At 73.5% G+C, this 25,255-nt stretch carries 20 protein-coding genes; 6 read left to right on the forward strand and 14 right to left on the reverse strand.

Features of this window, described 5'->3' with window-relative positions; translation table 11 throughout:
* Nucleotides 1–4 precede the first annotated feature (4 nt).
* The 9 genes from gap to rsgA all read right to left on the reverse strand — a co-directional run bounded on the left by gap (nt 5) and on the right by rsgA (nt 13,086).
* Nucleotides 5–1,000, reverse strand: coding sequence for a type I glyceraldehyde-3-phosphate dehydrogenase (gap, locus tag Sya03_RS13200; RefSeq protein ID WP_203938535.1), 996 nt, complete (start codon nt 998–1,000; stop codon nt 5–7).
* A 247-nt stretch (nt 1,001–1,247) separates the two neighbouring features.
* Nucleotides 1,248–2,228, reverse strand: a complete 981-nt coding sequence (gene whiA, locus Sya03_RS13205) for a DNA-binding protein WhiA (protein WP_203938536.1) — start codon at nt 2,226–2,228, stop codon at nt 1,248–1,250.
* A gap of 53 nt (nt 2,229–2,281) precedes the next feature.
* Nucleotides 2,282–3,250, reverse strand: a complete 969-nt coding sequence (locus Sya03_RS13210) for a gluconeogenesis factor YvcK family protein (RefSeq protein WP_203938537.1) — start codon at nt 3,248–3,250, stop codon at nt 2,282–2,284.
* Entirely contained in the window at nt 3,247–4,149 is a 903-nt protein-coding gene (gene rapZ / locus Sya03_RS13215; RefSeq protein ID WP_203938577.1) for an RNase adapter RapZ, read from the reverse strand. Before rapZ ends, Sya03_RS13210 begins: the two co-directional genes overlap by 4 nt.
* 80 nt (nt 4,150–4,229) lie before the next feature.
* Nucleotides 4,230–6,233, reverse strand: coding sequence for an excinuclease ABC subunit UvrC (gene uvrC / locus Sya03_RS13220; RefSeq protein WP_203938538.1), 2,004 nt, complete (start codon nt 6,231–6,233; stop codon nt 4,230–4,232).
* A 135-nt stretch (nt 6,234–6,368) separates the two neighbouring features.
* The gene (locus tag Sya03_RS13225; protein ID WP_203938539.1) at nt 6,369–6,911 is read right to left on the reverse strand and encodes a Rieske (2Fe-2S) protein; all 543 of its coding nucleotides are present in this window, start codon (nt 6,909–6,911) and stop codon (nt 6,369–6,371) included.
* A gap of 213 nt (nt 6,912–7,124) precedes the next feature.
* Complete coding sequence (gene uvrA / locus Sya03_RS13230; protein WP_203938540.1) at nt 7,125–10,070, reverse strand: excinuclease ABC subunit UvrA; 2,946 nt, start codon at nt 10,068–10,070, stop codon at nt 7,125–7,127.
* 162 nt (nt 10,071–10,232) lie between these two features.
* A complete protein-coding gene (locus Sya03_RS13235; RefSeq protein WP_203938541.1) occupies nt 10,233–12,002 on the reverse strand; it encodes a DUF6311 domain-containing protein in 1,770 nt (589 codons plus the stop codon).
* Nucleotides 12,003–12,039: 37 nt separating this feature from the next.
* Entirely contained in the window at nt 12,040–13,086 is a 1,047-nt protein-coding gene (gene rsgA, locus Sya03_RS13240) for a ribosome small subunit-dependent GTPase A (protein ID WP_203938542.1), read from the reverse strand.
* A gap of 200 nt (nt 13,087–13,286) precedes the next feature.
* Between rsgA and Sya03_RS13245 the strand changes: the two genes are divergently transcribed.
* From Sya03_RS13245 to Sya03_RS13260, 4 genes are all read left to right on the forward strand, one after another.
* Nucleotides 13,287–13,988, forward strand: coding sequence for a maleylpyruvate isomerase family mycothiol-dependent enzyme (locus tag Sya03_RS13245; RefSeq protein WP_203938543.1), 702 nt, complete (start codon nt 13,287–13,289; stop codon nt 13,986–13,988).
* A 2-nt stretch (nt 13,989–13,990) separates the two neighbouring features.
* On the forward strand, nt 13,991–14,644 hold the full coding sequence (locus tag Sya03_RS13250) for an MBL fold metallo-hydrolase (RefSeq protein WP_203938544.1): 654 nt from the start codon (nt 13,991–13,993) through the stop codon (nt 14,642–14,644).
* A 72-nt stretch (nt 14,645–14,716) separates the two neighbouring features.
* Nucleotides 14,717–16,144 (forward strand): hypothetical protein, encoded by a 1,428-nt coding sequence (locus Sya03_RS13255; RefSeq protein ID WP_239107432.1) that lies wholly within the window; start codon nt 14,717–14,719, stop codon nt 16,142–16,144.
* Between the two features lie 93 nt (nt 16,145–16,237).
* Complete coding sequence (locus Sya03_RS13260; RefSeq protein ID WP_203938545.1) at nt 16,238–16,858, forward strand: ATP-dependent Clp protease proteolytic subunit; 621 nt, start codon at nt 16,238–16,240, stop codon at nt 16,856–16,858.
* A gap of 45 nt (nt 16,859–16,903) precedes the next feature.
* On the opposite strand, the gene Sya03_RS13265 is transcribed toward Sya03_RS13260, so the two are convergent.
* From Sya03_RS13265 to Sya03_RS13275, 3 genes are all read right to left on the reverse strand, one after another.
* Nucleotides 16,904–17,329 carry an uL11 family ribosomal protein gene (locus Sya03_RS13265; RefSeq protein ID WP_203938546.1) on the reverse strand — a complete coding sequence of 142 codons (426 nt, stop codon included), beginning with the start codon at nt 17,327–17,329 and terminating at the stop codon, nt 16,904–16,906.
* Nucleotides 17,330–17,469: 140 nt separating this feature from the next.
* Nucleotides 17,470–18,561, reverse strand: a complete 1,092-nt coding sequence (gene gsmA, locus Sya03_RS13270) for a sporangiospore maturation cell wall hydrolase GsmA (RefSeq protein ID WP_203938547.1) — start codon at nt 18,559–18,561, stop codon at nt 17,470–17,472.
* Nucleotides 18,562–18,671: 110 nt separating this feature from the next.
* The gene (locus Sya03_RS13275) at nt 18,672–20,618 is read right to left on the reverse strand and encodes a fibronectin type III domain-containing protein (protein WP_203938548.1); all 1,947 of its coding nucleotides are present in this window, start codon (nt 20,616–20,618) and stop codon (nt 18,672–18,674) included.
* A 239-nt stretch (nt 20,619–20,857) separates the two neighbouring features.
* Here Sya03_RS13275 and typA point away from each other — a divergent pair, with 239 nt between their 5' ends.
* Entirely contained in the window at nt 20,858–22,723 is a 1,866-nt protein-coding gene (typA, locus tag Sya03_RS13280) for a translational GTPase TypA (protein WP_203938549.1), read from the forward strand.
* A 22-nt stretch (nt 22,724–22,745) separates the two neighbouring features.
* Here typA and Sya03_RS13285 read toward each other — a convergent pair whose 3' ends face one another.
* Nucleotides 22,746–23,093: a DUF6841 family protein gene (locus Sya03_RS13285; protein ID WP_203938550.1), complete on the reverse strand. Its 348-nt coding sequence runs from the start codon at nt 23,091–23,093 to the stop codon at nt 22,746–22,748.
* Nucleotides 23,094–23,148: 55 nt separating this feature from the next.
* On the opposite strand from Sya03_RS13285, the gene Sya03_RS13290 reads away from it, so the two are divergent.
* Entirely contained in the window at nt 23,149–23,535 is a 387-nt protein-coding gene (locus Sya03_RS13290; RefSeq protein ID WP_203938551.1) for an HTH domain-containing protein, read from the forward strand.
* A 13-nt stretch (nt 23,536–23,548) separates the two neighbouring features.
* Here the strand turns inward: Sya03_RS13290 and Sya03_RS13295 are convergent, their stop codons facing one another.
* Nucleotides 23,549–24,568, reverse strand: a complete 1,020-nt coding sequence (locus Sya03_RS13295; protein ID WP_203938552.1) for a TerC family protein — start codon at nt 24,566–24,568, stop codon at nt 23,549–23,551.
* Nucleotides 24,569–25,255: the final 687 nt, after the last annotated feature.

Below are 25,255 nucleotides of genomic sequence, written 5' to 3' on the forward strand. Positions count from 1 at the left end.
GTTGTCAGCCGACCAGCTTGACCAGGTCGACGAGGCGGTTCGAGTAGCCCCACTCGTTGTCGTACCAGCCGATGACCTTCACCTGGTCGCCGATGACCTTGGTCAGGCCGGCGTCGAAGATGCAGGAGGCCGGGTCGGTGACGATGTCGGCCGACACGATCGGGTCCTCGGTGTAGACCAGGATGCCCTTGAGCGGGCCCTCGGCGGCGGCCTTGATCGCGGCGTTGACCTCCTCGACCGACGTCTCGCGGGCGGCGGTGAAGGTGAGGTCGGTGGCCGAGCCGGTCGGGATCGGCACGCGCAGCGCGAAGCCGTCCAGCTTGCCCTTGAGCTCCGGCAGCACCAGGCTGACGGCCTTCGCGGCGCCGGTGGAGGTCGGCACGATGTTCAGGGCGGCGGCGCGGGCGCGACGCAGGTCCTTGTGCGGGCCGTCCTGCAGGTTCTGGTCCTGGGTGTAGGCGTGGATCGTGGTCATGAGGCCACGCTCGATGCCGATGGTGTCGTTCAGGACCTTCGCCATCGGGGCGAGGCAGTTCGTGGTGCAGGACGCGTTCGAGATGATCGTGTGCGCCGCGGCGTCGTACTTGTCGTCGTTGACGCCCATGACGATCGTGACGTCCTCGCCCTTGGCGGGCGCGGAGATGATGACCTTCTTCGCGCCGGCGTCGACGTGCGCCTTGGCCTTCTGCGCGTCGGTGAAGAAGCCGGTCGACTCGATGACGACGTCGGCGCCGACCGCGTCCCAGGCGAGCTTGCTGGGGTCGCGCTCCTCGGTGGCCCGGAACGTCTGGCCGCCCACGGTGATGTCACCCGCGGTCGCCTTCACCTCGTGACCCAGCCGGCCCAGGATGCTGTCGTACTTCAGCAGGTGGGCGAGGGTGTTGTTGTCGGTGAGGTCGTTGACGCCGACGATCTGGATGTCCGCGCCGGACGCGAGCACCGCCCGGAAGAAGTTGCGGCCGATACGGCCGAAGCCGTTGATGCCAACCCGGATGGTCACAGGTCGATCTCCTCGTTTCGGTCCGCCGGAGTCTGCGACCGGCGGAGATCTGTGCGCCGGCCGTAGGGTGGGCCGGCCGAGTAAGGGGTTCTTCCGGCCGCCGCGGCCTCGGCCTGAAGATGCCGGTCGCGGGCGGCCAGGTGCCGGCTCCGTCGCCGTCGCCCCCGACCCTATCGGAGGAGGCCGCTCCGCGTGCCGCCGGGGCGCAAGCTGCGGTGACCGTCACGCCCCGGGGCGGGCCCGCCCGTCAGCAGGCCATCATCTCCGGCGTGACCGCCGCCTCGGTGTCCGGGATGCCCAGGTCACGGGCCCGCTTGTCGGCGAGGGCGAGCAGACGCCTTATGCGCCCGGCGATCGCGTCCTTCGTCAGCGGCGGGTCGGCGAGGGCGCCCAGCTCCTCCAGCGACGCCTGGCGGTGCTCCAGGCGCAGCCGGCCGGCGCTGGTCAGGTGGTTGGGGGCCTCGTCGGCGAGGATCTCCAGCGCCCGGGTGACCCGGGCGGCGGCGGCGACGGCGGCGCGCGCCGAGCGGCGCAGGTTCGCGTCGTCGAAGTTGGCGAGGCGGTTGGCGGTGGCCCGCACCTCGCGGCGGACCCGGCGCTCCTCCCAGGCCAGCACGCTGGCGTGGGCGCCGATGCGGGTGAGCAGCGCGGCGATGGCGTCGCCGTCCTTGATGACGACCCGGTCGACGCCGCGGACCTCGCGCTCCTTGGCGGTGATGCCGATGCGCCGGGCGGCGCCGCGCAGGGCCAGCGCGGACTCCGGGCCGGGGCAGGTGACCTCCAGCGCGCAGGAGCGGCCCGGCTCGGTCAGCGAGCCGTGCGCCATGAACGCGCCCCGCCACGCCGCCACGGCGCAGCACACGTTCGCCGACACGACGTGCGGCGGCAGGCCGCGCACCGGGCGGCCGCGCACGTCGAGCAGGCCGGTCTGGCGGGCCAGGGCCTCGCCGTCCTTGACGATGCGCACGATGTAGTGGCTGCCCTTGCGCAGGCCGCCCGAGGCGAGCACGTGCACCTCGCTGGAGTAGCCGTACACCTCGGCGATCTCGCGGCGCAGCCGCCGGGCCACCACGCCGGTGTCGAGCTCGGCCTCGACGACCACCCGCCCGGAGACGATGTGCAGCCCGCCGGCGAAGCGCAGCAGGGCCGCCATCTCCGCCCGGCGGCAGCAGGGCTTGGGCACGTCGACCCGGCTCAGCTCGTCCTTGACCGCTGCCGTCATCGCCATCGTTCTGTCACCTCGTGGAGCCGTGTGGAGCCGGTTGTCGCCGTCACCGGGGGTTAACGATCGGCGCCCAGGACAGGCACCAGGGCCGCCGCGAGCGCCTCGGGATCATGCCTGCAGCTGCCGTCGGCGAGCTGCACGGGGGCCAGCACGAGGTGCGCGCCGAGCGCGTCGGCCGCCTCCCGCAGCGTGTCGGGCTCGCCGACGGCCTTGCTGTCGGCCAGCACCACGTCGACCCGCAGGGCCGGCAGGTACCGGCGCAGCGCGGTCAGGTGGTCGGCGTCGGTGAGCCCGGCCGTCTCGGCGTCGGCGCCCAGGTTGAGCGTCACGAGGCGGCGGGCGGGGCTCGCGACGATGGCGCGGGCCAGCTCGGGCACCAGCAGGTGCGGGATGACGCTCGTGTACCAGCTGCCGGGGCCGAAGATCAGCCAGTCGGCGGCGGCGACGGCCGCGACCGCCTCCGGGCACGCGCACGGCGCCTCCGGCGTCAGGCGGACGGCCTCGACGTGACCGTGGGCGACCGCCACGGCGTGCTGCCCGCGCACCGTCACCACCTCGCCGGGGCGGGCCGGGTCGCCGCCGCGCACCTGCGCCTCCAGGCCGACGGCGTGGTTGGCCATCGGCAGCACCCGGCCGGTGGCGTGCACCATCCGGGCCACGTGGTCGAGCGCGGCGACCGGGTCGCCCAGTTGCTCCATCAGCCCCAGGATCAGCAGGTTGCCGACGGCGTGCCCGGCCAGCGGGTCGGTGTCGGACACCTGCGCGAACCGGTGCTGCAGCAGCGCGGCGGTCTGCCGGTCGGTGTCGTGGTCGGCGGCCAGCGCGGCCAGCGCCTGGCGCAGGTCGCCCGGCGGCAGCAGGGCCGACCGCTCGGCGCGCAGCCGCCCGCTCGACCCGCCGTCGTCGCCCACCGTCACCACGGCGGTGATGTCGAGGTCGAGCTCCGGGGCGGTGCGCCGCAGGGCCCGCAGCGAGGCCGCCAGCCCGTGCCCGCCACCGAACGCGACGACCTTCACCCGGGTCACTCGCGCCCCAGGTCCCGGTGCGAGGCGTACGCCGACAGCCGGCTGTCGCGCAGCCGCGCCGCCAGCTCCTCCGACAGGGCCACGCTGCGGTGCTTGCCGCCGGTGCAGCCCACGGCCACCGTCAGGTACCGCTTGCCCTCGCGCTCGAAGCCGGCCGCGGTCGCGCCGATGAGGTGCGCGTACGTGCCCACGAAGTCGTCGGCGCCCTCCTGGCTCAGCACGTAGCTGCTGACCGACTCCTCCTGCCCGGTGTGCTCGCGCAGCTCCGGCACCCAGTACGGGTTCGGCAGGAACCGCGCGTCGCAGACGAAGTCGGCGTCGACCGGCAGGCCGTACTTGAACCCGAACGACAGCACCGTGATGCGCAGCCGGCGGGCGTCCTCGCTGCTGAACAGCTCCTCGACCCGGCGGCGCAGCTGGTTCACGTTGAGGTGGCTGGTGTCGATGATGACGTCGGCCAGCTCGCGGGCCTCCTCGAGCAGCTTGCGCTCGGCGGCGATGCCGTCGGCCAGGCGCCCGTCGCCCTGCAGCGGGTGCGACCGGCGGACGCTCTCGAAGCGGCGCACCAGCACGTCGTCGTCGGCGTCCACGAACACCACCCGGGGGTGGAAGCCGCGCTCCTTGAGCGCCCGGATCGCGCCGGCCAGGTCGGTGGAGAAGGCGCGGCTGCGCACGTCGAGGACCATCGCGGTGCGCTGGGTGGCGCCGCCGGCCTGGTACGCCAGCTGCGCCATGTCCAGCATCAGCGCCTGCGGCAGGTTGTCGACCACGTAGAAGTCGACGTTCTCCAGCGCGCGGGCCACGGTGGACCGGCCGCCGCCGGACAACCCGGTGACCACCACGAGGTCGGTGTCGGCGCCACCGGCGAAGTTCTGCGCCGCCGGCAGGTCCGGGAACACCTCGCTGCGATCGGTCACGCCTGGTCCTCTCTCGTGCTCGCCTCGCGGGGACACTGCATCCTAGGCCGTCGGGGCGGGGTTCAGTCGCCGGACGAGGTGTCCGTTCCCCGATCGGTGCCGCCACCCGTAACGCCGCTGGGCACCGCGGTAGTCCCGCCGCCGTTGAGCGCGGTGAGCACGGCCTCGGCGGTGCGCCGGCCGATGCCGGGCACCGAGGCGATCTCCTCCGGGGTGGCCGCGGCCAGCTTCTTCACCGAGCCGAACGTGCGCAGCAGCGCCTTGCGCCGCGCCTCGCCCAGGCCCGGCACGTCGTCCAGGCCGGACACCGTCATCCGCTTGCTGCGCTTCTGCCGGTGGTACGTGATCGCGAACCGGTGCGCCTCGTCGCGCATGCGCTGCAGCAGGTACAGCGCCTCGGAGGTGCGCGGCAGGATCACCGGGTAGTCGTCCGCCGGCAGCCACACCTCCTCCAGCCGCTTCGCCAGCCCGCACAGCGCCACGTCGGTCACGCCCAGCTCGGCCAGGACGGTGGCGGCGGCGTTGACCTGCGGCTCGCCGCCGTCGACCACGACCAGCTGCGGCGGGTACGCGAACCGGCGCGGCCGCCCGGTGGTGGGGTCGATGCCGGGCAGCTCCCCCGCGCCGGGAGTGGTCTCCTCCGGCGGCGACCCGGCCGCCTGCTCGCGGTAGCGGGCGAAGCGCCGGCGCAGCACCTCGGTCAGCGCGCTCAGGTCGTCGGTGCCGGAACCGTCGGGGTTGCCGCGCACCGCGAAGCGCCGGTATTCCCCCTTGCGGGGCAGCCCGTCCTCGAACACCACCATGCTGGCCACGACGTCGGTGCCCTGGATCTGCGACACGTCGTAGCACTCCACGCGCAGCGGCGCGGTCTCCATGCCGAGCGCCTCGGCGATCTCCTCCAGCGCCTTGCTGCGGGTGGTCAGGTCGCCGGAACGCTTGAGCTTGTGCCGGTTCAGCGCCTCCTTGGCGTTGCGCCCGACGGTCTCCAGCAGCGCCTTCTTGTCGCCGCGCTGCGGCACCCGCAGCTGCACCCGGCTGCCGCGGTGCTCGCTGAGCCAGTCGGCCAGCGCGTCGGCGTCCGGCGGCAGCTCGGGCACCAGCAGCTCGCGCGGCACGTCGCGTTCGCCGTGCTCGTCGCCGTACACCTGGGTGCAGAAGTGGTGGACGAGGTCGCCCGCGGTCAGCTCCTCGGTCTTCTCCACGACCCAGCCGCGCTGGCCGCGCACCCGGCCGTCGCGCACGTGGAACACCTGCACCGCGGCCTCGAGCGGGTCGTCGGCGAACGCCACCACGTCGGCGTCGGTGCCGTCGCCGAGCACCACGGTCTGCTTCTCCAGCGCCTTGCGCAGGGCGGCCAGGTCGTCGCGCAGCCGGGCGGCGCGCTCGAAGTCCAGCGCGTCGGAGGCGGCCATCATCTCGCGCTCGTAGCGCTTGACGAACGCGTCGGTGCGGCCGGACATGAAGTCGCAGAAGTCGTCGACGATGCCGCGGTGCTCCTCGGCGGACACCCGGTCGACGCACGGCGCCGAGCACTTGCCGATGTAGCCCAGCAGGCACGGCCGGCCGATCTGGGCGGAGCGCTTGAACACCCCGGCGGAGCAGGTGCGCGCCGGGAACACCCGCAGCAGCAGGTCGAGGGTCTCGCGGATGGCCCAGGCGTGCGAGTAGGGGCCGAAGTAGCGCACGCCCTTCTTCTTCGCGCCCCGCATGACCTGCAGCCGCGGGTAGTCCTCGTTCAGGGTCACGGCGAGGAACGGGTACGACTTGTCGTCGCGGTACTTCACGTTGAACCGCGGGTCGAACTGCTTGATCCAGGTGAACTCCTGCTGCAGCGCCTCGACCTCGGTGCCGACGGTGATCCAGTCGACGGAGCCCGCCGTGGTGACCATCTGCTGGGTGCGCGGGTGCAGGTTGACCGGGTCGGCGAAGTAGGAGTTCAGCCGGCTGCGCAGGCTCTTGGCCTTGCCGACGTAGATGACCCGGCCGGTGGGATCGCGGAATCGGTAGACGCCGGGCGCGTCGGGGATCGTGCCCGTGGCGGGCCGATAGGTGGACGGGTCTGGCACGGCTCCCACAGTAGTCCGTGCCTCTGTCAGAACCGGTGCCCCGAAAGGGGGCCGGCCGGAGGCCCGGCACCGCCGCCACGGTGTCAGGCCCCCGGCCGGGGTCCGCTCGCCCCGGCGCCCCCGCCGGGCCGTGCGTCAGGCCTCGACGATGTTGTCGCCGTCGACCTTGACCTGCTTCTCGGCGAGGGCCTGGCGCGCCGGACCGCCGGTCGGCGAGCCGTCCTCGATCGAGAACGAGCTGTTGTGGCACTTGCAGTTGATCTCGCCGTTGTTGACCTCGGTGACCGGGCAGCCCTGGTGGGTGCACTTCTTGTCGAAGGCCTTGAACTCGCCCTCGGTCGGCTGGGTGATCACCATGGTGGCGAGGATGATGCCGCCGCCGACCGGGATGTCGGCCACGGCCGCGAGAGCGGCGCCGCCGCCGCTGTTGCCGGTGTCGCCGCCGCCGTCGTTGCCGGTGCCCGGGTTGGCGCTGCCGGCCGGGATCGGCTCGCCGCCGGTGCCGGTGCCGTACCCGACGCCATCGGTGGGCTGCTCGGTGCCGCAGGCCGCGAGCAGGGCGGTGGCGCCGAGGGCGCCCGCGCCGGCCAGCAGGCCGCGGCGGGTGGACGGCGTGCCCAGTCGGACGGGGGCCGCGGTGGCGCGGTCCGTGTCGTGCGCCGGCTGCACGTCAGTCATCGGGTGAACCTCCAGTAAGCCCTCGTCGGCGGCGGAAAGCCGTGGCATCGGTTGTACATACGCTCGATCAGCCGGAGTGGTTCACGCTTTGAGCAAACTCTCAGCTACACCCGGCGATCGCTCGAAAGATGCCACGCCCGGGCAGGCCACGGGGCCGTTTCGCCGCGCGGCCCCGGCGGGGACGGCGGCGAAACGGTCACCGAGGGTGAAATGTCAGGCCGGCGCGGGCACCTTCGCGCGGGAGGCGCGGGCCGGCTTGGTGCCGTTGGCCTTGGCCGCCCGGGCCACCGCGGTCTTCGACCCCGCCGCCGCGCCGGTCAGCCCGAGTACGTGGCGCAGGTACTGCCCGGTGTGGCTGTCGGGCACCTCGGCCAGCTCCTCCGGCGTGCCGGCGGCGAGCACCATGCCGCCCTTGTAGCCGCCCTCGGGTCCCATGTCGATGAGCCAGTCCGCGGTCTTGATGACGTCGAGGTTGTGCTCGATGACGATGACCGTGTTGCCCTTGTCGACCAGGCCGTTGAGCACCATCAGCAGCTTGCGGATGTCCTCGAAGTGCAGGCCGGTGGTGGGCTCGTCGAGCACGTACACCGTGCGGCCGGTGGAGCGCTTCTGCAGCTCGGAGGCGAGCTTGACGCGCTGCGCCTCGCCGCCGGACAGCGTCGGCGCGGGCTGGCCCAGGCGCACGTAGCCGAGGCCGACGTCGACCAGGGTCTTGAGGTGGCGGTGGATGGCCGGGATGGCGGCGAAGAACTCCGCGGCCTCCTCGATCGGCATGTCGAGCACCTCGGAGATGGTGCGGCCCTTGTAGTGGACCTCCAGGGTCTCCCGGTTGTAGCGGGCGCCCTTGCACACCTCGCACGGCACGTACACGTCCGGGAGGAAGTTCATCTCGATCTTGATGGTGCCGTCGCCGGAGCAGTTCTCGCACCGGCCGCCCTTGACGTTGAACGAGAACCGGCCCGGCCCGTAGCCGCGCACCTTGGCCTCGGTCGTCTCCGCGAACAGCGTGCGGATGTTGTTGAACACGCCGGTGTAGGTGGCCGGGTTGGACCGCGGGGTGCGGCCGATCGGCGACTGGTCGACGCCGACGACCTTGTCGACCTGGTCGAGGCCGGTGATGCGGGTGTGCCGGCCGGGGACCATGCGGGCGCCGTTGATCTGGTTGGCCAGCACGGTGTAGAGGATGTCGTTGACCAGGGTGGACTTGCCCGAGCCGCTGACCCCGGTGACCGCGATGAACTGCCCCAGCGGGAACGGCACGGTGAGGTTGCGCAGGTTGTGCTCGCGGGCGCCCTGCACGACCAGCTCGCGGCCGGCCGTCTGCGGGCGCCGGTGGGCGGGCGTCGGGATGCTCTTGCGGCCCGACAGGTACGCCCCCGTCGACGACTCCTCGTTGGCCAGCAGGTCCTGCACCGAGCCGCTGTGCACGATCTTGCCGCCGTGCTCGCCCGCGCCCGGTCCGATGTCGACGATCCAGTCCGCCATGCGGATGGTGTCCTCGTCGTGCTCGACCACGATCAGCGTGTTGCCCAGGCTGCGCAGCCGCACCAGGGTCTCGATGAGCCGGTGGTTGTCGCGCTGGTGCAGGCCGATCGACGGCTCGTCCAGCACGTACAGCACGCCGACCAGGCCGGAGCCGATCTGGGTGGCCAGGCGGATGCGCTGCGCCTCGCCGCCGGACAGGGTGCCGGCGGCCCGGTCGAGCGACAGGTAGTCGAGGCCGACGTCGACGAGGAAGCGCAGCCGGGCGTTGATCTCCTTGAGCACCCGCTCGGCGATCATCTTCTGCCGGTCGGTCAGCGTGAACCCGGCCAGCAGCTCGGCGCACTCGCCCACCGACAGGTTGCAGACCTCGGCGATGCTCCGGCCCGCGATCGTGACCGCCAGGACCTCGGGCTTGAGCCGGGCGCCGCCGCACGTCGGGCACGGCACGTCGCGCATGTAGCCCTCGTACTTGTCGCGCGACCAGTCGCTCTCGGTGTCGTTGTGCCGGCGCTCGATCCACTGCACGACGCCCTCGAAGCCCGTGTAGTAGGAGCGCTCGCGGCCGTACTTGTTGCGGTAGCGCACGTGCACCTGGTCGTCGGCGCCGTGCAGGATCAGCTTCTGGGCCCGGGCGGGCAGCGCGCGCCACGGGGTGTCGAGACCGAAGTGCTCCGCCTTGCCGAGCGCCTCCAGCAGGCGCAGGAAGTACTCCTGGGTCTGGCCGCCGGACCACGGCTGCACGGCGCCGTCGCGCAGGGTGCGCTCCGGGTCGGGCACCACCAGCTCGGCGTCGACCTCCTTCTTCGTGCCCAGGCCGGTGCACTCCGGGCAGGCGCCGTAGGGCGCGTTGAAGGAGAAGACCCGGGGCTCCAGGTCCTCGATGGCCAGCGGGTGGTCGTTGGGGCAGGCCAGGTGCTCGGAGAACTTGCGCTCGCGGGCCGGGTCGTCCTCGGGCAGGTCGACGAAGTCGACGAGCACCAGGCCGCCGGACAGCCCGAGCGCCGCCTCGACCGAGTCGGTGAGGCGCTGCTTGCTGGACGCCTTGACGCTGAGCCGGTCGATCACCACCTCGATGGTGTGCTTCTCCTGCTTCTTCAGCTTCGGCGGCTCGGTGAGCGGGTGCACCACGCCGTCGACCCGGGCCCGCGCGTAGCCCTTGGACTGCAGCTCGGCGAACAGGTCGACGTACTCGCCCTTGCGGCCGCGCACGACCGGGGCGAGCACCATGAACCGGGTGCCCTCCTGCATGGCGAGGACCCGGTCGACGATCTGCTGGGGGCTCTGCTTGGCGATGGCCTCGCCGCAGACCGGGCAGTGCGGCTCGCCGACGCGGGCGAACAGCAGGCGCAGGTAGTCGTAGACCTCGGTGATGGTGCCGACGGTCGAGCGCGGGTTGCGCGACGTCGACTTCTGGTCGATCGAGACGGCCGGGGACAGGCCCTCGATGAAGTCGACGTCCGGCTTGTCCATCTGGCCGAGGAACTGCCGCGCGTACGACGACAGCGACTCGACGTAGCGGCGCTGGCCCTCGGCGAAGATCGTGTCGAACGCCAGGCTGGACTTGCCCGAGCCGGACAGCCCGGTGAACACGATGAGCGCGTCCCGCGGCAGGTCGAGGGAGACGTCGCGCAGGTTGTGCTCACGCGCACCGCGAATGATCAGTCGGTCGGCCACAGCCTCGCCCACTCCGTTACGTGTGTCTTCGGGAACGCTCCGCCACCCTGCTCAACGAGCGAGCCGGTGCGGCGGGCCGCGGCAACTCTAGCCACGGGGTACGACAGTTTCCCCGCACCGCACGTCCGACCAGGTCAGCGCCGTTCGCGCGACCGGCATTCCCTACGGGACCCGCCAGAGCAATACTCCGCCGACGGGCTCCGGAGCGCGACCCAGCAGGGCGGTGAGCGTCGTCTCCAGGGCAGCCCGGTTCGGGGTCTCCACCAGGGCGACGGCGCCCGCGTTCCAGAACGCCAGGTCGGCGGCGGCCGCCCGCCGGTCGGCGTCGTCGACCGGCGGCACCTGGCCGGTCAGCAGCACCCGCCGCAGCAGGTCGGACGTGGGGCGCCGGGGCGCGGCCCACGAGCCGGTGTCGTCGCCGGGCGGGGCCACCGGGCCCATGAAGTAGCCGCGCGGCACCGGCACGTCGAGCAGCGTCAGGCCCGCCCAGCGCATCGTGTCGCGGCCGTTGGTGACCTCGGGCAGCGGCACCGGCACCAGCGAGCGCCCGGCCGGCACGTACTGCCGCCACAGGCCCTCGGCCAGGAACGCCGGCGGCGGGGCGGCCGGCTCGGCGGGCAGCGGCTTCGGCGCCACCGGCGCCAGCGCGACGGCCAGCGCCACCCAGAACACCACCCGGCGGCGCCGGCCCAGCGTGCCCGCCCGGTCGGCGGCCAGGGCCAGCAGCAGCCCGGCGACCGTGGCGCTGACCATGGTGAACCGGGTCACGCTGACCAGGTCGATGATCGGCACGTGGCTGATCAGCGCGAACGGCAGCGGGATGCCGGTGTCGCGGCCGGCCACCTGCAGCGACGGGCCCAGCCCCATCAGCGCCAGCACCAGCCCGGCCAGGGCGGTGGCCTTCGCGGCGGCCGAGCGCCACAGCAGCACCATCGCCACCACCAGCATGATCAGCACCGGCACGCCGAAGAACGAGTTGTCCTCGGTGGCGCTGACGCTCAGCTGTTTCGCCACGCCCTCGGTGCCGGCCACCGACTGGCGCGCGAACGCCCCGTACGACAGCAGGTCGGTCACGTACTCGTCGGGCGGGAACGGCTGGCCGTGATAGCTGCCGGGGCCGAAGAACTGCAGCCACAGCGGGTACGCCAGCACCGCCGACGAGGCGGCCGCGGCGACGCCCAGCCCGGCGAGGAACGGCTTGGCCACGGCGCGCGCGGCGGCCCGGTCCCACAGCGCGTAGCCGATCACGAACACGCCCAGGGCCAGCGCCGTGAACAGCAGGATCTCCTCGTTGATGAAGATCTGCAGCACGATCAGCGCGGCGAGGGCGAGGCCGTTGCGCAGCGCCCGGCCGGGCTCGCGCAGCCGCAGCACCCGCCAGACGATGAACGGCACCACGAACTGGGCGACGAAGTTCACGTGCCCGTTGGCGTGCGACACCATCGTGGGCGCGAACCCGCACCACAGGCCGCCGACCGCCGCGGCGACGCGCGAGCGCACCAGGTGCCGCGACAGCACGTGGTACCACGCCCAGGCGGTGCCGAACAGGCCCAGGGTGAGCAGCAGCGCCACCGCCACCCCGGCGCCGAGCCAGTGGGTGACCGGCGCGACGGGCAGCGCCAGCGCCAGGATCGACGTGTTCGCCATCATGTTCACGCCGTCGGGGGCGTTGAGCTGATGGGTGAAGAACGGGTTGTCCAGGTGGAAGACAACCCGCTCGGCGTGCGCGACGAAGAAGAGGAAGACGCCGTGGTCGTCGATGTTGTGCCGCAGCACCCGGCCGTTCGGGTCGGCCCACAGCCGGGCCAGCACGAACACCGACAGCAGCAGGTACGCCACCGGCGCGGCGCGGTCGAGCCAGCGGTGGTCGGGCCGCGCCGCGGGTCCGGGCGCGGACGGCGCCCGCTCGTCGACAGCCTCGTCCACGCTCACCGGGGCATTCTGTCAGAGCCGCCGGACCGCCCCGCCGTCAGCGCCTGCGGGCCCGTCGTTCCATGGCGGCGGCGGCCTTGCCGGCCCGGGCCTCGCGGCGGCTCGTCTCGTACGCGGTCTCGCGGTGCAGCGCCCGGTAGGAGTCGAGGCGGCGGGCGGTCAGCTCCCCGGTGGCCAGCGCCTCGGCGACGGCGCAGCCCGGCTCGCCGTGGTGCGAGCAGTCCCGGAAGCGGCACAGCGCGGCCAGCTCGGTGACGTCGGCGAACGCCCGGTCCAGCCCGGTCGCCGCGTCGAGCAGGCCGACGCCGCGCAGCCCCGGGGTGTCGATCACGGCGCCGCCGCCGGGCAACGGCACCAGCGCCCGGAACGTGGTGGTGTGCCGGCCCTTGCCGTCGACCCGGCGGATCGCCTGGGTGCCCATGACCGACGCCCCGGCCAGGGCGTTGACCAGGGTGGACTTACCAGCCCCGGACGCCCCCAGCAGGCCGAGGGTGCGACCGGGGCCGATCAGCCGCGCCACCGCGGCGACGCCCTCGCCGCGTTCGGCGCTGACCGGCAGCACCGGCACGCCGGGCGCCAGGCCGGCCAGCTGCCGGGCCACCAGGCCGGGCTCGGCGGCGGTGTCGCACTTGGACAGGATCACCACGGGCCGGGCGCCGGACTCCCAGGCCAGGGCGAGCAGGCGTTCGATGCGCCCGGCGTCCGGCTCCGGGTGCACCGGCTCGACGACGGCGGCGACGTCCACGTTGGCGGCCAGCACCTGGCCGGAGGCGTCCTTGTCGGCGGTGCGGCGGATCACGGCGGTGCGCCGCGGCAGCACCGCCTCGCAGGTGGTGCGCCGGTCGGGCCAGCGCCGCACGACCACCCAGTCGCCGGCGCAGGGCAGCCGGGCCGGGTCGGCGGCGGCCGTCAGCAGCACGCCGCCGCCGAGGCTGGCGCGTTCCGCGCCGGCGGTGGTCAGGACGGTGCAGACGCCGCGGTCGGCGCGGCTGACCCGGCCGGGCACGGCGTCGGCGCGGTCGAACGGGCGGTAGGCGTCGGCGAGGGCGGCGTCCCAGCCGAGGGACGCGAGCTCGAGCGTCATGGGTCTTCCCTGATGGGTGCGGGTGCGCGCCCCGTCGGTCAGGAGCGGCGCACGGGATCGGGACGGGACGCGGGTACGGTGACCGGCACTGGTCCCACCTCCTCCCCTGCTCGGGTGACGCGTCTGCCGCCGACGGTACGTGCCGGTCCCCCGCTCGCGGTACCGATTTCCGGCGCGCGCGAGCCGCTAGGGTCGACGGTGTGACGGTGGATCCGCTCGTACTGATGACCGAGGTGGACCGGGCGACGCAGCGGCTGCTGCGCACGGCCGAGGGCCTGGACGACGCCGGGGTGGCCGCCCCGTCCGGGCTGCCGGGCTGGACCCGGGGCCACGTCCTGACCCACGTGGCGCGCAACGCCGACGCGTACGCCAACCTGCTGCGCGGCGCCGCCACCGGCGCCGACGTGCCCGGGTACGCCTCGCCGGAGGCGCGCGCCGAGGGCATCGAGGCCGGCCACGCGCGCCCGCTCGCCGAGCAGCTCGCCGACATCCGCGCGGCGCACGAGCGGTTCGCCGAGCAGGCCGCCGCCGTCCCGGCCGGCGCGTGGCCGCGGGTGCTGCAGGCCACCGGCCACCCGGCCGCGATGGTGCCGTGGGCGCGGCTGCGCGAGGTCGAGGTGCACCACGCCGACCTGGCCGCCGGCTACACCCCGGCGCACTGGCCGGAGGCGTTCGCGCTGCGCCTGCTGCGCGAGGTCCTCGACGGCCTGCACGAAGGCCCGCCGCTGGTGCTGCGCCCCGACGCGCTCGGCCACCCGCTGGTGGTCGGCGACCCGGCCGCCGCCCCGGTGGTGTCCGGCCCGGCCTGGGCGCTGGCCGCGTGGCTGACCGGCCGCGGCGACGGCGCCGCCCTGACCGTCTCGCCCGACGGCGAGCTGCCGACCCCGCCGAGGTGGAAGTGACCATGACGTACACCGGAGACGTGACCCCCGGCGGCCCCGCCGACGTGCGGGAGCTGCCGGCGCTGACGATCGCGAAGGCGTCCGTCGGCCGCATGGACAACAACGCGTACCTGCTGACCTGCCGCACCACCGGCGAACAGCTGCTGATCGACGCGGCCGCCGACGCCCGCCGGCTGCTCGACCTCATCGGCCCCGCCGGCCTGACCACGGTGGTGACCACCCACCGCCACCGCGACCACCACGGCGCCCTCAGCCAGGTCGTCACCGCCACCGGCGCCCGGTCGCTCGCCCACGCCGACGACGCCCCCGAGATCCCGGTGGTGACCTCCACGCTGCGCGACGGCGACACGGTCGGCGTGGGCGACTGCGCGCTGGAGGTCATCCACCTGGTCGGCCACACCCCCGGCTCGATCGCGCTGCTCTACCGCGACCCGGCCGGCGCGCCGCACCTGTTCACCGGTGACTCGCTGTTCCCCGGCGGCGTCGGCAACTCGTTCGGCGACCCGGCCGCGTTCGCGTCGATGTTCCGCGACGTCACCACCAAGCTGTTCGACCGGCTGCCCGACGACACCTGGTTCTACCCGGGCCACGGCAAGGACTCCACGCTCGGCACCGAACGCCCGCACCTCGGCGAGTGGCGCGACCGCGGCTGGTGACCGGCGGGCGGCCCAGCGGATGACACGCCGCCCGGCGGCGACGATACTGGCGGCCGTCGAAGGAGGCGCCGGGTGCAGGGTGTGGTCTTTCCGCAGGGACCGGACGGGCGCCGCAGCTCGACGGCCACCGGCCGGGCGGTGGTGGCGGAGGCGCTGAGCGCCGCCGACCCCGCGCTGGCCGCCGCCGCCCGCGACGTCCGCGACTGGCGCCGCGGCTACCTGGGGCCGTTCCGCGACCTGGTCACGGCCGGGCTGCAGCCGCCGGACGCCGCCGTGGCGATCGCCCGGCGCGGGGTCGCCGCCCTGCACGAGCGGATGCGGGTGCTCACCGGATCCGGCGAGGCGCCGCTGGCCGCCGCGTGCACCGTCACCGCGCCGCGCGAGGTGCAGACCGTCACCGCGCCCGCCGGCACCGAGGTCGAGCGCGGCTTCTCCCTGCCGTACCAGGGGCGCCGGCTCAGCGGCGACGACCTGCACCGCCGCCTGGACGCGTGGGTGGCCGCCGGCACGATCGAGCCGAGCTGCGCCGAGGCGGTGCGCACCGTCGCCGCGAACCCGGACTGGCTCGACCTGTCCGACCGCACCGTCGTCGTGCTCGGCGCGGGCGCCGAGATGGGCCCGCTGCACGCGGTGCTGCGCTGGGGCGGCACCGTCGCCGGCGTCGACCTGCCCCGGCCCGGGCTGTGGGAGCGGGTGCTGGGCACCGCCGCCCGCTACGGCGGGCGGCTGCTGCTGCCGGCCGCGCCCGGGCCCGGCCCGCTGCCGCAGCGCCTCGGCCTGGACCTGCTGCACGACCTGCCCACGGTGGCCGGGTTCGTGTCCGGTCTGGACGGCCCGCTGGTGCTGGGCAACTACGTGTACGCGCCGGGCGCCACCTACCTGCGGGTCTCCGCCGCCTGCGACGCCCTGACCGCGCACCTGCTGGCCGAGCGGCCGGGCACGGCGCTGGCGTTCCTCGGCACCCCCACCGACGTGTACGCCGTCCCGCCCGAGGCCGTCGACGCGGCCGGGCGGGCGGCCGAGGCCCGGGCGGTGCTGCGCGCCCCGCTGCGGCTGCTGTCCGGCGGGCGGCTGCTGCGCCCCACCTACCCGGACGGCCCGGTCAACGACAGCCTCGTCCCGCAGCAGGGCCCCAACTACGCCCTGGCCAAACGCCTGCAACGGTGGCGCGCCGCCGACGCCCGGGCGGCCGGCGTCCCCGTCGCCTTCTCGATCGCCCCGCCGACGCGCACCCGCTCGGTGGTGCGCAACCGCGCCCTGGCCGCGGCGTACGCGGGGGCGCACCGCTTCGGCATCGAGGTGTTCGAGCCGGCCACCAGCAACACCCTGATGGCCGCGCTGCTGGTGCACCACCTGCGCGCCCCGCGCCCGGCCGGCGCGCCGGTGTGGCAGGACGAGGCGTTCGCGGCGGCGCACGGCGGGCTGTGGCGCATCGGCTACCAGGCCCGCAGCGCGCTGGGCCTGGCCGCGCTCATCGGCTTCGCCACGCCCCGCGGCTGAGCGCCCGCTGCGCCCACGGCGTAACCCCTCGTGGCGGCGCCGGTGATCGTCCTAGCATGGGCCGCACGCGCCCTCGACGATGCGGAGCCGAACGTGGACCACTACCGCTGGCAGCCCGGTCCCGACCGCTCCCCCGAGCCGTGGCAGCCGTGGCAGCCCGGGCCGCCCGCCGAGCAGGAGCTGCCCGGCTGGCTGGCGGAGCGGCTGTTCGACCAGCGCACGGTCATGCTGCGCGGGCCCCTGACGCACCCGGTGGCCACCCAGACCGCCGCCGCCCTGCTGACGCTCGACGCGACCGGTGACGAGCCGGTGCAGCTGCACCTGGCCGGGCTGGACGGGGAGCTGCCGGCGGCGTTCGCGGTGGTCGACGCGATGGACGCGATGCGCTGCGAGGTGCACGCCGTGGTGACGTCGCAGGTCGGCGGCGCGGTGGTGGCGGTGCTGGTGGCGGCGGCGCGGCGCTCGGCGTACCGGCACGCGCGGATCCGGCTGGCCGAGCCGCGGGCGGCCGGGGTGACCGGCACCGCCGACGAGGTGGCGGCCGCGGCGGGGCGGCACCTCAACGAGCTGGAGGAGGTCATCGTGCGGCTGGCCGCGGTGACCGGGCAGCCGCGCAGCCGCATCGAGGACGACCTGTCGGCCGGGCGCACCCTGTCCGCGGCGGAGGCCCGCGAGTACGGGCTGATCGAGGCGATCGTCGGGGAGAAGGACTGACGCCCCGCGCCGGTCACGGCGCGGGGCGTCAGATTCAGGCTGTGGTCACTCGGGGACGTTGACGCCCATCGAGCGAGCCGTGCCGGCGACGACCTTGATGGCCGCCTCCTCGTCGTTCGCGTTCAGGTCCGGCAGCTTCCGCTTGGCGATCTCGCGGATCTGGTCGGCCGTCAACGTGCCGGCCACCTGGGTGCCCGGGTTCGACGCGCCCGACTGCACACCCAGCGCCTTGCGGATGAGGAAGCTGGTCGGCGGCGTCTTGTACGTCAGCTTGTGGCTGCGGTCCTCGAAGACCGTCACCACGACGGGGATGATCTCGCCACGCTGGCTGGAGGTCGCCTCGTCGTACTCGACCTTGACGGCGCGCATGTTGGCGCCGGTCGGACCGAGCATCTTGCCGAGGTCGACCATCGCGGCGTTGCCCGCTTCAAGCGCGAGGGTGACCTCGTGGGTCTTCTTCTTGGGCGGCATTGCTCTCGGTCTCCTTACCTTGCGCTGCTTGGGGCACACCTCGATGCGAGGGCCGGCAGCATCATGAAGCGCACGTCAACCCGGAGACCCTACAACACCAGGATCCCGGGTACGAAACCCAGTGTAGCCCGCCCGGTGGATCACCTGTCGTAGCGGTACAGGCCGTACTTCTGCATGATGCCGATCAGGTTCTTCGAGTACGTCGGCGACGTCGCGTACCCGGCCTTGTGGATCTCGCGGACGAACGCGTTGGGCGCGTTCGTGTACTTGAAGGCGTTGCGGTAGCGGCTGTTGACCCGCAGGAAGTGGCCGTGGTCGACGATCGACGCGTACGGGCTGCGGTAGGCCCGGAACGACGCCGAGGTGCGGTAGCAGTCGTTGCCCTCGCACTCGTGGGTGCCGTAGGTGCGGCAGCCGGACGCGATGGTGCCCGGCGTGCCGAAGCACTTGATGCCGAAGTAGTTGTGGTCGCGCCGGGTGAGCATGCTGCGCCCCCAGCCGCTCTCCAGGATGGCCTGGGCGATCGTCACCGAGGCGGGCACCCCGTAGTGGACCCGGCCGGCGCGGGCGCCCGGGGCGACCCGGGCGATGAACCCGGCGTTGGTGGCGGGCACGGTGGCGGGCGCCTGGCCGCAGAACGGCAGCGACGGCGCGCCCGGCGACCAGGCCACGAAGGCGGCGGAGACGTACCGGCCGGGCAGCACCCGGTACCAGAGCGGGCTGGTGCGCACGGTGCCGCTGACCCGGCTGCCCCACGCCTGGCAGGCGACCTGGAACCGGAACCCGTCGCGCACGCTGGCGACCTTGGTCGCGCCGGTGCGGGGCGCGGACCGCACGCTGAGCTGCCCGCCGGGCACCCGGGCGGTCGCGGTGGCCGGCGAGGTGCCGTGGCACCAGGTCAGCCGGGGCGGGCGGGGCGACCAGCGGATGTAGCCGTTGCTGATGTAGCTGCCGTCGGACAGCCGGCTCCAGTACGCGGTGCGGCGCACCTCGCCGCTGACCAGCTGCCCGTACACCTGGCAGCGCACGGCCAGCCGGCTGCCGTTGGCGATCTCCCGCACGGCGCCGTCGGCGGTGGACGGGCCGGAGCGGGCGTTGAGCGGGGCGCCGCCCGTGCGGGCGGTGGCGGTGATGCCGGCGGCGGCGTGGGCCGCCGGTGCGTTCAGCGCGGGGGTGGTCGCCAGGACCAGGGCGGTCAGGGCGACGGTCGCGCAGCGTCGGACGCGGGGCATGCCTTTCCCTCCCGGACGCCGGGATGAGGGGTCCGGCGCCCGCACCCGAGGCTAGGTGGGGCAAAAAGGGCATGTCGTCAAACGCGAGAAAGAGGCACGTTCGCCCGGCGTCACCCCACCAGCGACAGGTCGTCGGCCAGGAACCACTCACCGGCGTCGAGGTCCTTGGCGTACACGGCCATCGACAGCGCCGTGCCGGCCTGCGCCGCGGTCAGCGGCACGGTCACCCGCTGCCACGCCGTCGACGGCGCCCGCAGCGTGGTGGACCGGTCGGTCACCAGCGCGCCGCCGGGCGTCCACTCGCGCAGCCGCACCACGATCTCCTGCCCGGCGGCGACGGGCCGGACCCAGGCGCCCGCCGTGTACGTGGCGCCGCGCACGGTGCGCTGCAGCCAGCGCGGGTTGTCGTTGAAGCCGCTGCTCAGGTCCCGGGCGCCGGACCCGGCGGCGACCCTGATCGCGCCCCGGCCGGTGCGTACGCCGCTGGTGGTGCGGGCGACGGTGACGCCGGTGGTGGTGCCGTAGCGGCCGGACCAGCCGGTCAGGTTGGTCTCGGCGCCGGGGTTGAGCACCCACTCGCGCCCGGTGGGCGCCACGGTGGGCGTGGGGCTGGCCGTCGGGGTCGGGCTCACGGTCGGCGTCGGGCTCACCGTCGGGCTGGGCGTCGGGCTGACGGTGGGCGTCGGGCTCGCGGTCGGCGTCGGGCTCGCCGTGGGTGTCGGGCTCGGGGCCGGGTCCGTGCCCGCCGCCCGGAACGTCGTCGACCACATCGTGTCGCCGTAGCCGCACGGGTCCGCGCCCGTCGAGCCCGGGATGTCCGGCCCGCACACCCAGCGCAGCGACAGCGCCCGCGCCGCCGCGTCGTACTCCCCCGCCAGCACGCCCAGGTGGCTGAGCCGCAGCAGCGAGTTCGGGTCCGGCGGCGACGGCAGCGTGACCCGGCCCTGGCCGCCGCTGGCGTTGGTGACGTGGGTCAGCCCGTTGATCGGCCGGAACACCTCCAGCGCGTGCACGTGGTGGGCCAGGTTGAGCACGTACTTGCCGGTGGGGCTGTCCGGGCGCGGGCTGAACCGGGCGGCGAGCGCGTCGATCGCGGCGCGCACCGTCGGGTCCCACCCGTTGACGACCTGGGACGAGTACGCGGGCCGGTGCCCGTACGTGACGACGAAGTCGATCGTGGGGTCGGCCTGCGCCTCGGCGAGCAGGACCTCGGTGGTGCGCCGCCAGTCGGCGAGGGCCTCGGGCCAGATCTCCGGGTAGCCGACGAACAGCACCCCGCCCGCCCGGAACCAGCCCCAGTCCTCGCCCCGGCAGCCGTTGCCGCCGTCCGGGCCGCCGGGGCAGCCCGGGTGCGACGTCTTGGTGGCGGTGTCCACGGAGATCGTCTGCGGGTTGGTGATCGCGCTGCGGCCCTTGTAGTTGGCGAGCGTGTCGCGCGGGGTGCCGGCGGGCGCGCCCGGCTGCGGCTGGCCGTACTCGTGGTTGCCCCACATCGGCTGGAACGCGGCGGACGTCGACCACGCCTGCTGGTCGAGGTAGTACTGGTGCACGGCGCCGACGCCGCACACGTTCGCCTCGCTGATGTCGCCGCCGTGGGTGACGAACCGGGGTGCGAGCTGGGCGATGAGGGCGTGCACCTGGGTCGCCCACGGCTTGCACAGGCTGCTCGCGGTGTCGCCGGTGTCGACCCAGCGGAAGCTGCCCAGCGGCGCGGTGCGCAGCGTGTGGTCCGCGCCGTCCGCGCCGATCCGGTAGTGGTACACGGTGTCGGGGGCCAGCCCGGTCAGCTCGGCCTCGCGGAACGGCCCGTCCCGGTCCACCGGCGTGACGGCCGACGGGGCGCCGACGGCGAGGGCGCCGTACGCGTCGGTCAGCCCGTACGCGACGACGGTCTCCTCGCCGCGCCAGCTCAGCGTCAGCTCGCCCGGCGAGTCGCCGAACGACCAGTGGATCTCGTCGACGGTGTCGACGGCGGTGGATCCCGTCCCGGCGGCGGCCGTCGGTGCGGCCACCCCCGCCAGCAGCACGGCGACACTCAACCCCAGGGCGGCCCTCATGGCACCCATGCTCGCACGCGAAAAGACCGGCTTTGCCCTGTTCAGGGCGGGTTCAGCCGGAGGCGGTCAGCCGTTGCGCCGGGCCGGGACGCCAGACCGGCGGCCGGCCGCCACCGCAGTCGCCCCGCCGGCCCCGTCCGTACCGGTGACGCCGTTTTCGTCCCCGTCCGCCGGCCGGGGGCGGTGAGCCGTACCACCCCGGGGCCGCGAACTGAAGACCCACCGGGGAGGATGGGGGCATGCAGACCCGCGCCAACCTACGCAACGTCGCCATCATCGCCCACGTCGACCACGGTAAGACCACGCTGGTCGACGCCATGCTGCGCCAGGGGAGCCAGTCCCACGCGCGAGGCGAGATGGCCGACCGCGTCATGGACTCCATGGACCTGGAGCGGGAGAAGGGCATCACGATCCTCGCCAAGAACACGGCGATCAGCTACCGGCCCGCCGACGGCGAGCCCGTCACCATCAACATCATCGACACCCCCGGCCACGCCGACTTCGGCGGCGAGGTCGAGCGCGGCCTCACCATGGTCGACGGCGTCGCCCTGCTCGTCGACGCGTCCGAGGGCCCGCTGCCGCAGACCCGGTTCGTGCTGCGCAAGGCGCTGCACGCCAAGCTGCCGATCATCCTGATCATCAACAAGGTCGACCGCCCCGACGCCCGGATCAAGGAGGTCGTCGACGAGACGTACGAGCTCTTCCTCGACCTCGACGCCGACGAGCACCAGATCGAGTTCCCCATCGTCTACGCGTGCGCTCGCGACGGCATCGCCTCGCTGACCCAGCCCAAGGACGGCACCGTACCCGAGGACAGCACCGACCTCGAGGTGCTGTTCAGCACGATCCTCAGCACCATCCCCGCCCCCACCTACACCGAGGGCGCCCCGCTGCAGGCCCACGTCGTCAACCTCGACGCGTCGCCGTTCCTCGGCCGCCTCGCGCTGTGCCGCGTGCACGAGGGCACCATCCGCAAGGGCCAGACCGTCGCCTGGTGCAAGACCGACGGCACGATCAGCAACGTGCGCATCTCCGAGCTGCTCATCACCGAGGGCCTGGAGCGCAAGCCCGCCGATAGCGCCGGCCCCGGCGACATCATGGCCGTCGCCGGCATCCCCGACATCATGATCGGCGAGACGCTCGCGGACGCTGAGAACCCGATCCCGCTGCCGCTGATCACCGTCGACGAGCCGGCCATCTCCATGGTCATCGGCACCAACACGTCGCCGCTGGTCGGCAAGGTCAAGGGCGCCAAGGTCACCGCGCGCATGGTCAAGGACCGCCTCGACAAGGAGCTCGTCGGCAACGTGTCGCTGCGCGTCCTCAACACCGACCGCCCCGACGCCTGGGAGGTGCAGGGCCGCGGCGAGCTGGCGCTGGCCATCCTCGTCGAGCAGATGCGCCGCGAGAACTACGAACTCACCGTCGGCAAGCCGCAGGTCGTCACCAAGACCATCGACGGCAAGCTGCACGAGCCGGTCGAGCGCCTCACCATCGACGCCCCCGACGAGTACATGGGCGCCATCACGCAGCTGCTGTCCACCCGCAAGGGCCGGATGGAGGAGCTGATCAACCACGGCACCGGCTGGCTGCGCATGGAGTGGCTGGTCCCCGCCCGCGGCCTCATCGGCTTCCGCACCGAGTTCCTCACCGAGACCCGCGGCACCGGCATCATGCACCACCTCTTCGAGGACTACGAGCCGTGGTTCGGCGAGCTGCGCACTCGCCAGAACGGCTCCCTGGTCGCGGACCGGGCCGGCGCCGTCACCGGCTTCGCCATGATCAACCTGCAGGAGCGCGGCCAGCTCTTCGTCGAGCCGTCCACCGAGGTGTACGAGGGCATGATCGTCGGCGAGAACTCCCGCGAGGACGACATGGACGTCAACATCACCAAGGAGAAGAAGCTCACCAACATGCGGGCCGCGAGCGCCGACAACACCGAGCGCCTGATCCCGCCGCGCAAGCTGTCGCTGGAGCAGGCCCTCGAGTTCTGCCGCGAGGACGAGTGCGTCGAGGTCACGCCGGCCGCCGTGCGCATCCGCAAGGTGATCCTCGACCAGACGGTCCGCGGCCGCCAGGCGGCCCGCCGCAAGCACCAGAACTGAGCCGCCGGACGGATCGCGGTGCTCACGCCAGCGGCGTCAGCACCGCGATCCGCCAGCCGTCGTCGCCGGCCACCAGCTGGTAGCAGAACCGCTCCCGCACCTCGCCGTCGTAGCGCCACGTCACGTCCGCCCACACGGAGCCCGGCGCCCGCGCCAGCACCGCCACGTCGTGCTCGACGGCGTCGACGCCCTCGTACTGCGCCCACGACGAAGCAAAGAATTGTTCCGTCTGCGCCTCGCTGCCGACCGCGATCGCCTGCCCGGGGAACAGGATCAGCCCCGGCACCGCGTACATCCGGGCCACCGCCCGCTCGTCGCGGGCCAGCAGCGCCGCCGCGTACCGGTCGAAGAACTGCCGCACGTCATCCATGCCGCCGACCGTACGGACCGAACCGGACACGCCTGTGTCGCCTTACGGTGGTGACGTGGACCGACGCACCGGCCTCGCCGCCGCCTCCCGCGACCCGCACCTCACGCTGCGCCGCGTCGACCGCCAACAGGCCCTCATCGAACGCCTGCACGCCGCCCACGGCGCCCGCCTGCACCTCGACGACCTGGCCCGCGACCTGCGCGTCGCACCCCGCACGATCGCCCGCGACGTCGAACGCCTGCGCCTGAGCGGCGTGCCGCTGCGCACCGCCCGCGGCGCCGGGGGCGGCGTCAGCCTCCCCCGCACCCGCACCACGATCACGGTGACCCTCGACCTGCCCGAGGCGGCGGCCCTGCTGTCCAGCCTCGCCGCCCTGGGCCCCACGACCAGCCCCGGCGCCGACGCGGCCATGCGCAAGCTGACCGCCGCCCTGACGGCCTGACCGCCGCCCGGCGTCAGCTCTTCGGGCCGGTGCCGACCAGGTCGCGCCGCTTGTCGTGCGCCGTCTTCACCAGGCTGGCCACCGTCGCGATCGCCAGCGTGCCGAGAATGATCGACAGCGACAGCCAGATCGGGATCTCCGGCGCCCACGGCACGTGCTCGCCGCCGTTGATGAACGGCACCTCGTTGCTGTGCAGCGCCTCCAGCACCAGCTTCACGCCGATGAAGCCCAGCACCACGGCCAGGCCGATGTTCAGGTACACCAGGCGCTCCAGCAGGCCGCCCAGCAGGAAGAACAGCTGCATCAGACCCATCAGGGCGAACACGTTGGCGGTGAACACCAGGTACGGCTCGCTGGTGATGCCGAAGATCGCCGGGATGGAGTCGAGCGCGAAGATGAGGTCGGTGGTGCCGATCGCGATCATCACGATCAGCATCGGCGTGAACATGCGCCGCCCGGTCTCCGGGTCGCGCACCGACATGGTGGCGCTGTCGAACGTCTTCGTCACCGGCAGCGCGCGCCGGCTCCACCGGATGAGAATGTTCTCCTTGAACTCCTCCTCCTCGGTGTCCGCCGCGTGGCTCTGCCGGGCCAGGTTGATCGCCGTGTACAGCAGGAACGCGCCGAAGATGTAGAACACCCAGCTGAACTGCGAGATCAGCGCGGCACCGGCGGCGATGAACCCGCCGCGCATCACCAGCGCCAGCACGATGCCGATGAGCAGCACCTTCTGCTGGAACTGCCGGGGCACCGCGAAGTTGCCCATGATGATCACGAAGACGAACAGGTTGTCCACCGACAGGCTGTACTCCGTGAGCCAGCCCGCGTAGAACTCACCGGCATAGGTGGGACCGGCGGTCACCCACACCCCGATGCCGAAGATCAGCGCGAGGACGACGTAGAACGTCACCCACAGGGACGACTCACGAATACTCGGCTCGTGCGGCCGGCGTCCGACGATCACCAGATCAACGGCGAGCATCACGACGAGGACGACCAGGGTCACGGTCCAGACCCAGGTGGGCACGTTCACTTAGTTGCCTCCGGCAGACACGGGACATCGCCGCGCCGCCGCACGCCCGGTGGTATCGGTCCGGACGCCCACGCTGCGAGACGATGTATCGGGGGTGACTGTCGGAGGTCTCTTCCGCCCCCGGCCCGTCGCTGGCGACGATGGACCGGCGGCCGCGGTGCCGGGTGACCGCTCGGCGAACCGGGCGGCAGCCGTGTTGACGACACCGACGCAGAGGAATACTCCCCTCCTCGCACGCCATTCTGGCCCATCCCACCCCGGATCGGCACCTCGGCCCGCCATCTTTCGCACGGCTCACACCCCTGATGCCATCAACTCGCCCATTCACCCCCACCTCGGACGCCTTTGCCGTGCTTTTCGACGCAGGCTGGGGCCGGATTTTCGCTGGTTCTGGCCGAGGATGATCTGCACGGTGCGCCAGGTCTTCTCATGCCTGGGGAGATTGGTCGTGGCGGGCTGTCGCGGTGTTCGGTTCGGGCTGTCCGTGGCTTTCACCCCGTGGGCCTCGGCCTCCATGTGCCTGATCTTGTCCCCCACCACCGTGCGCCACCCTGCACCGCAGGCTCCCCGCTGCCAGCCGGGCTGCCGGCCCTCGCGGCGGCCGGTCCTCCGCGGGCGGTCCTCCGCGGGCGGTCCTCCGCGGGCGGTCCTCCGCGGGCGGTCCTCCGCGGGCGGTCCTCCGCGGGC

The organism is Spirilliplanes yamanashiensis (assembly GCF_016863475.1).
GTDB lineage: Bacteria > Actinomycetota > Actinomycetes > Mycobacteriales > Micromonosporaceae > Spirilliplanes > Spirilliplanes yamanashiensis.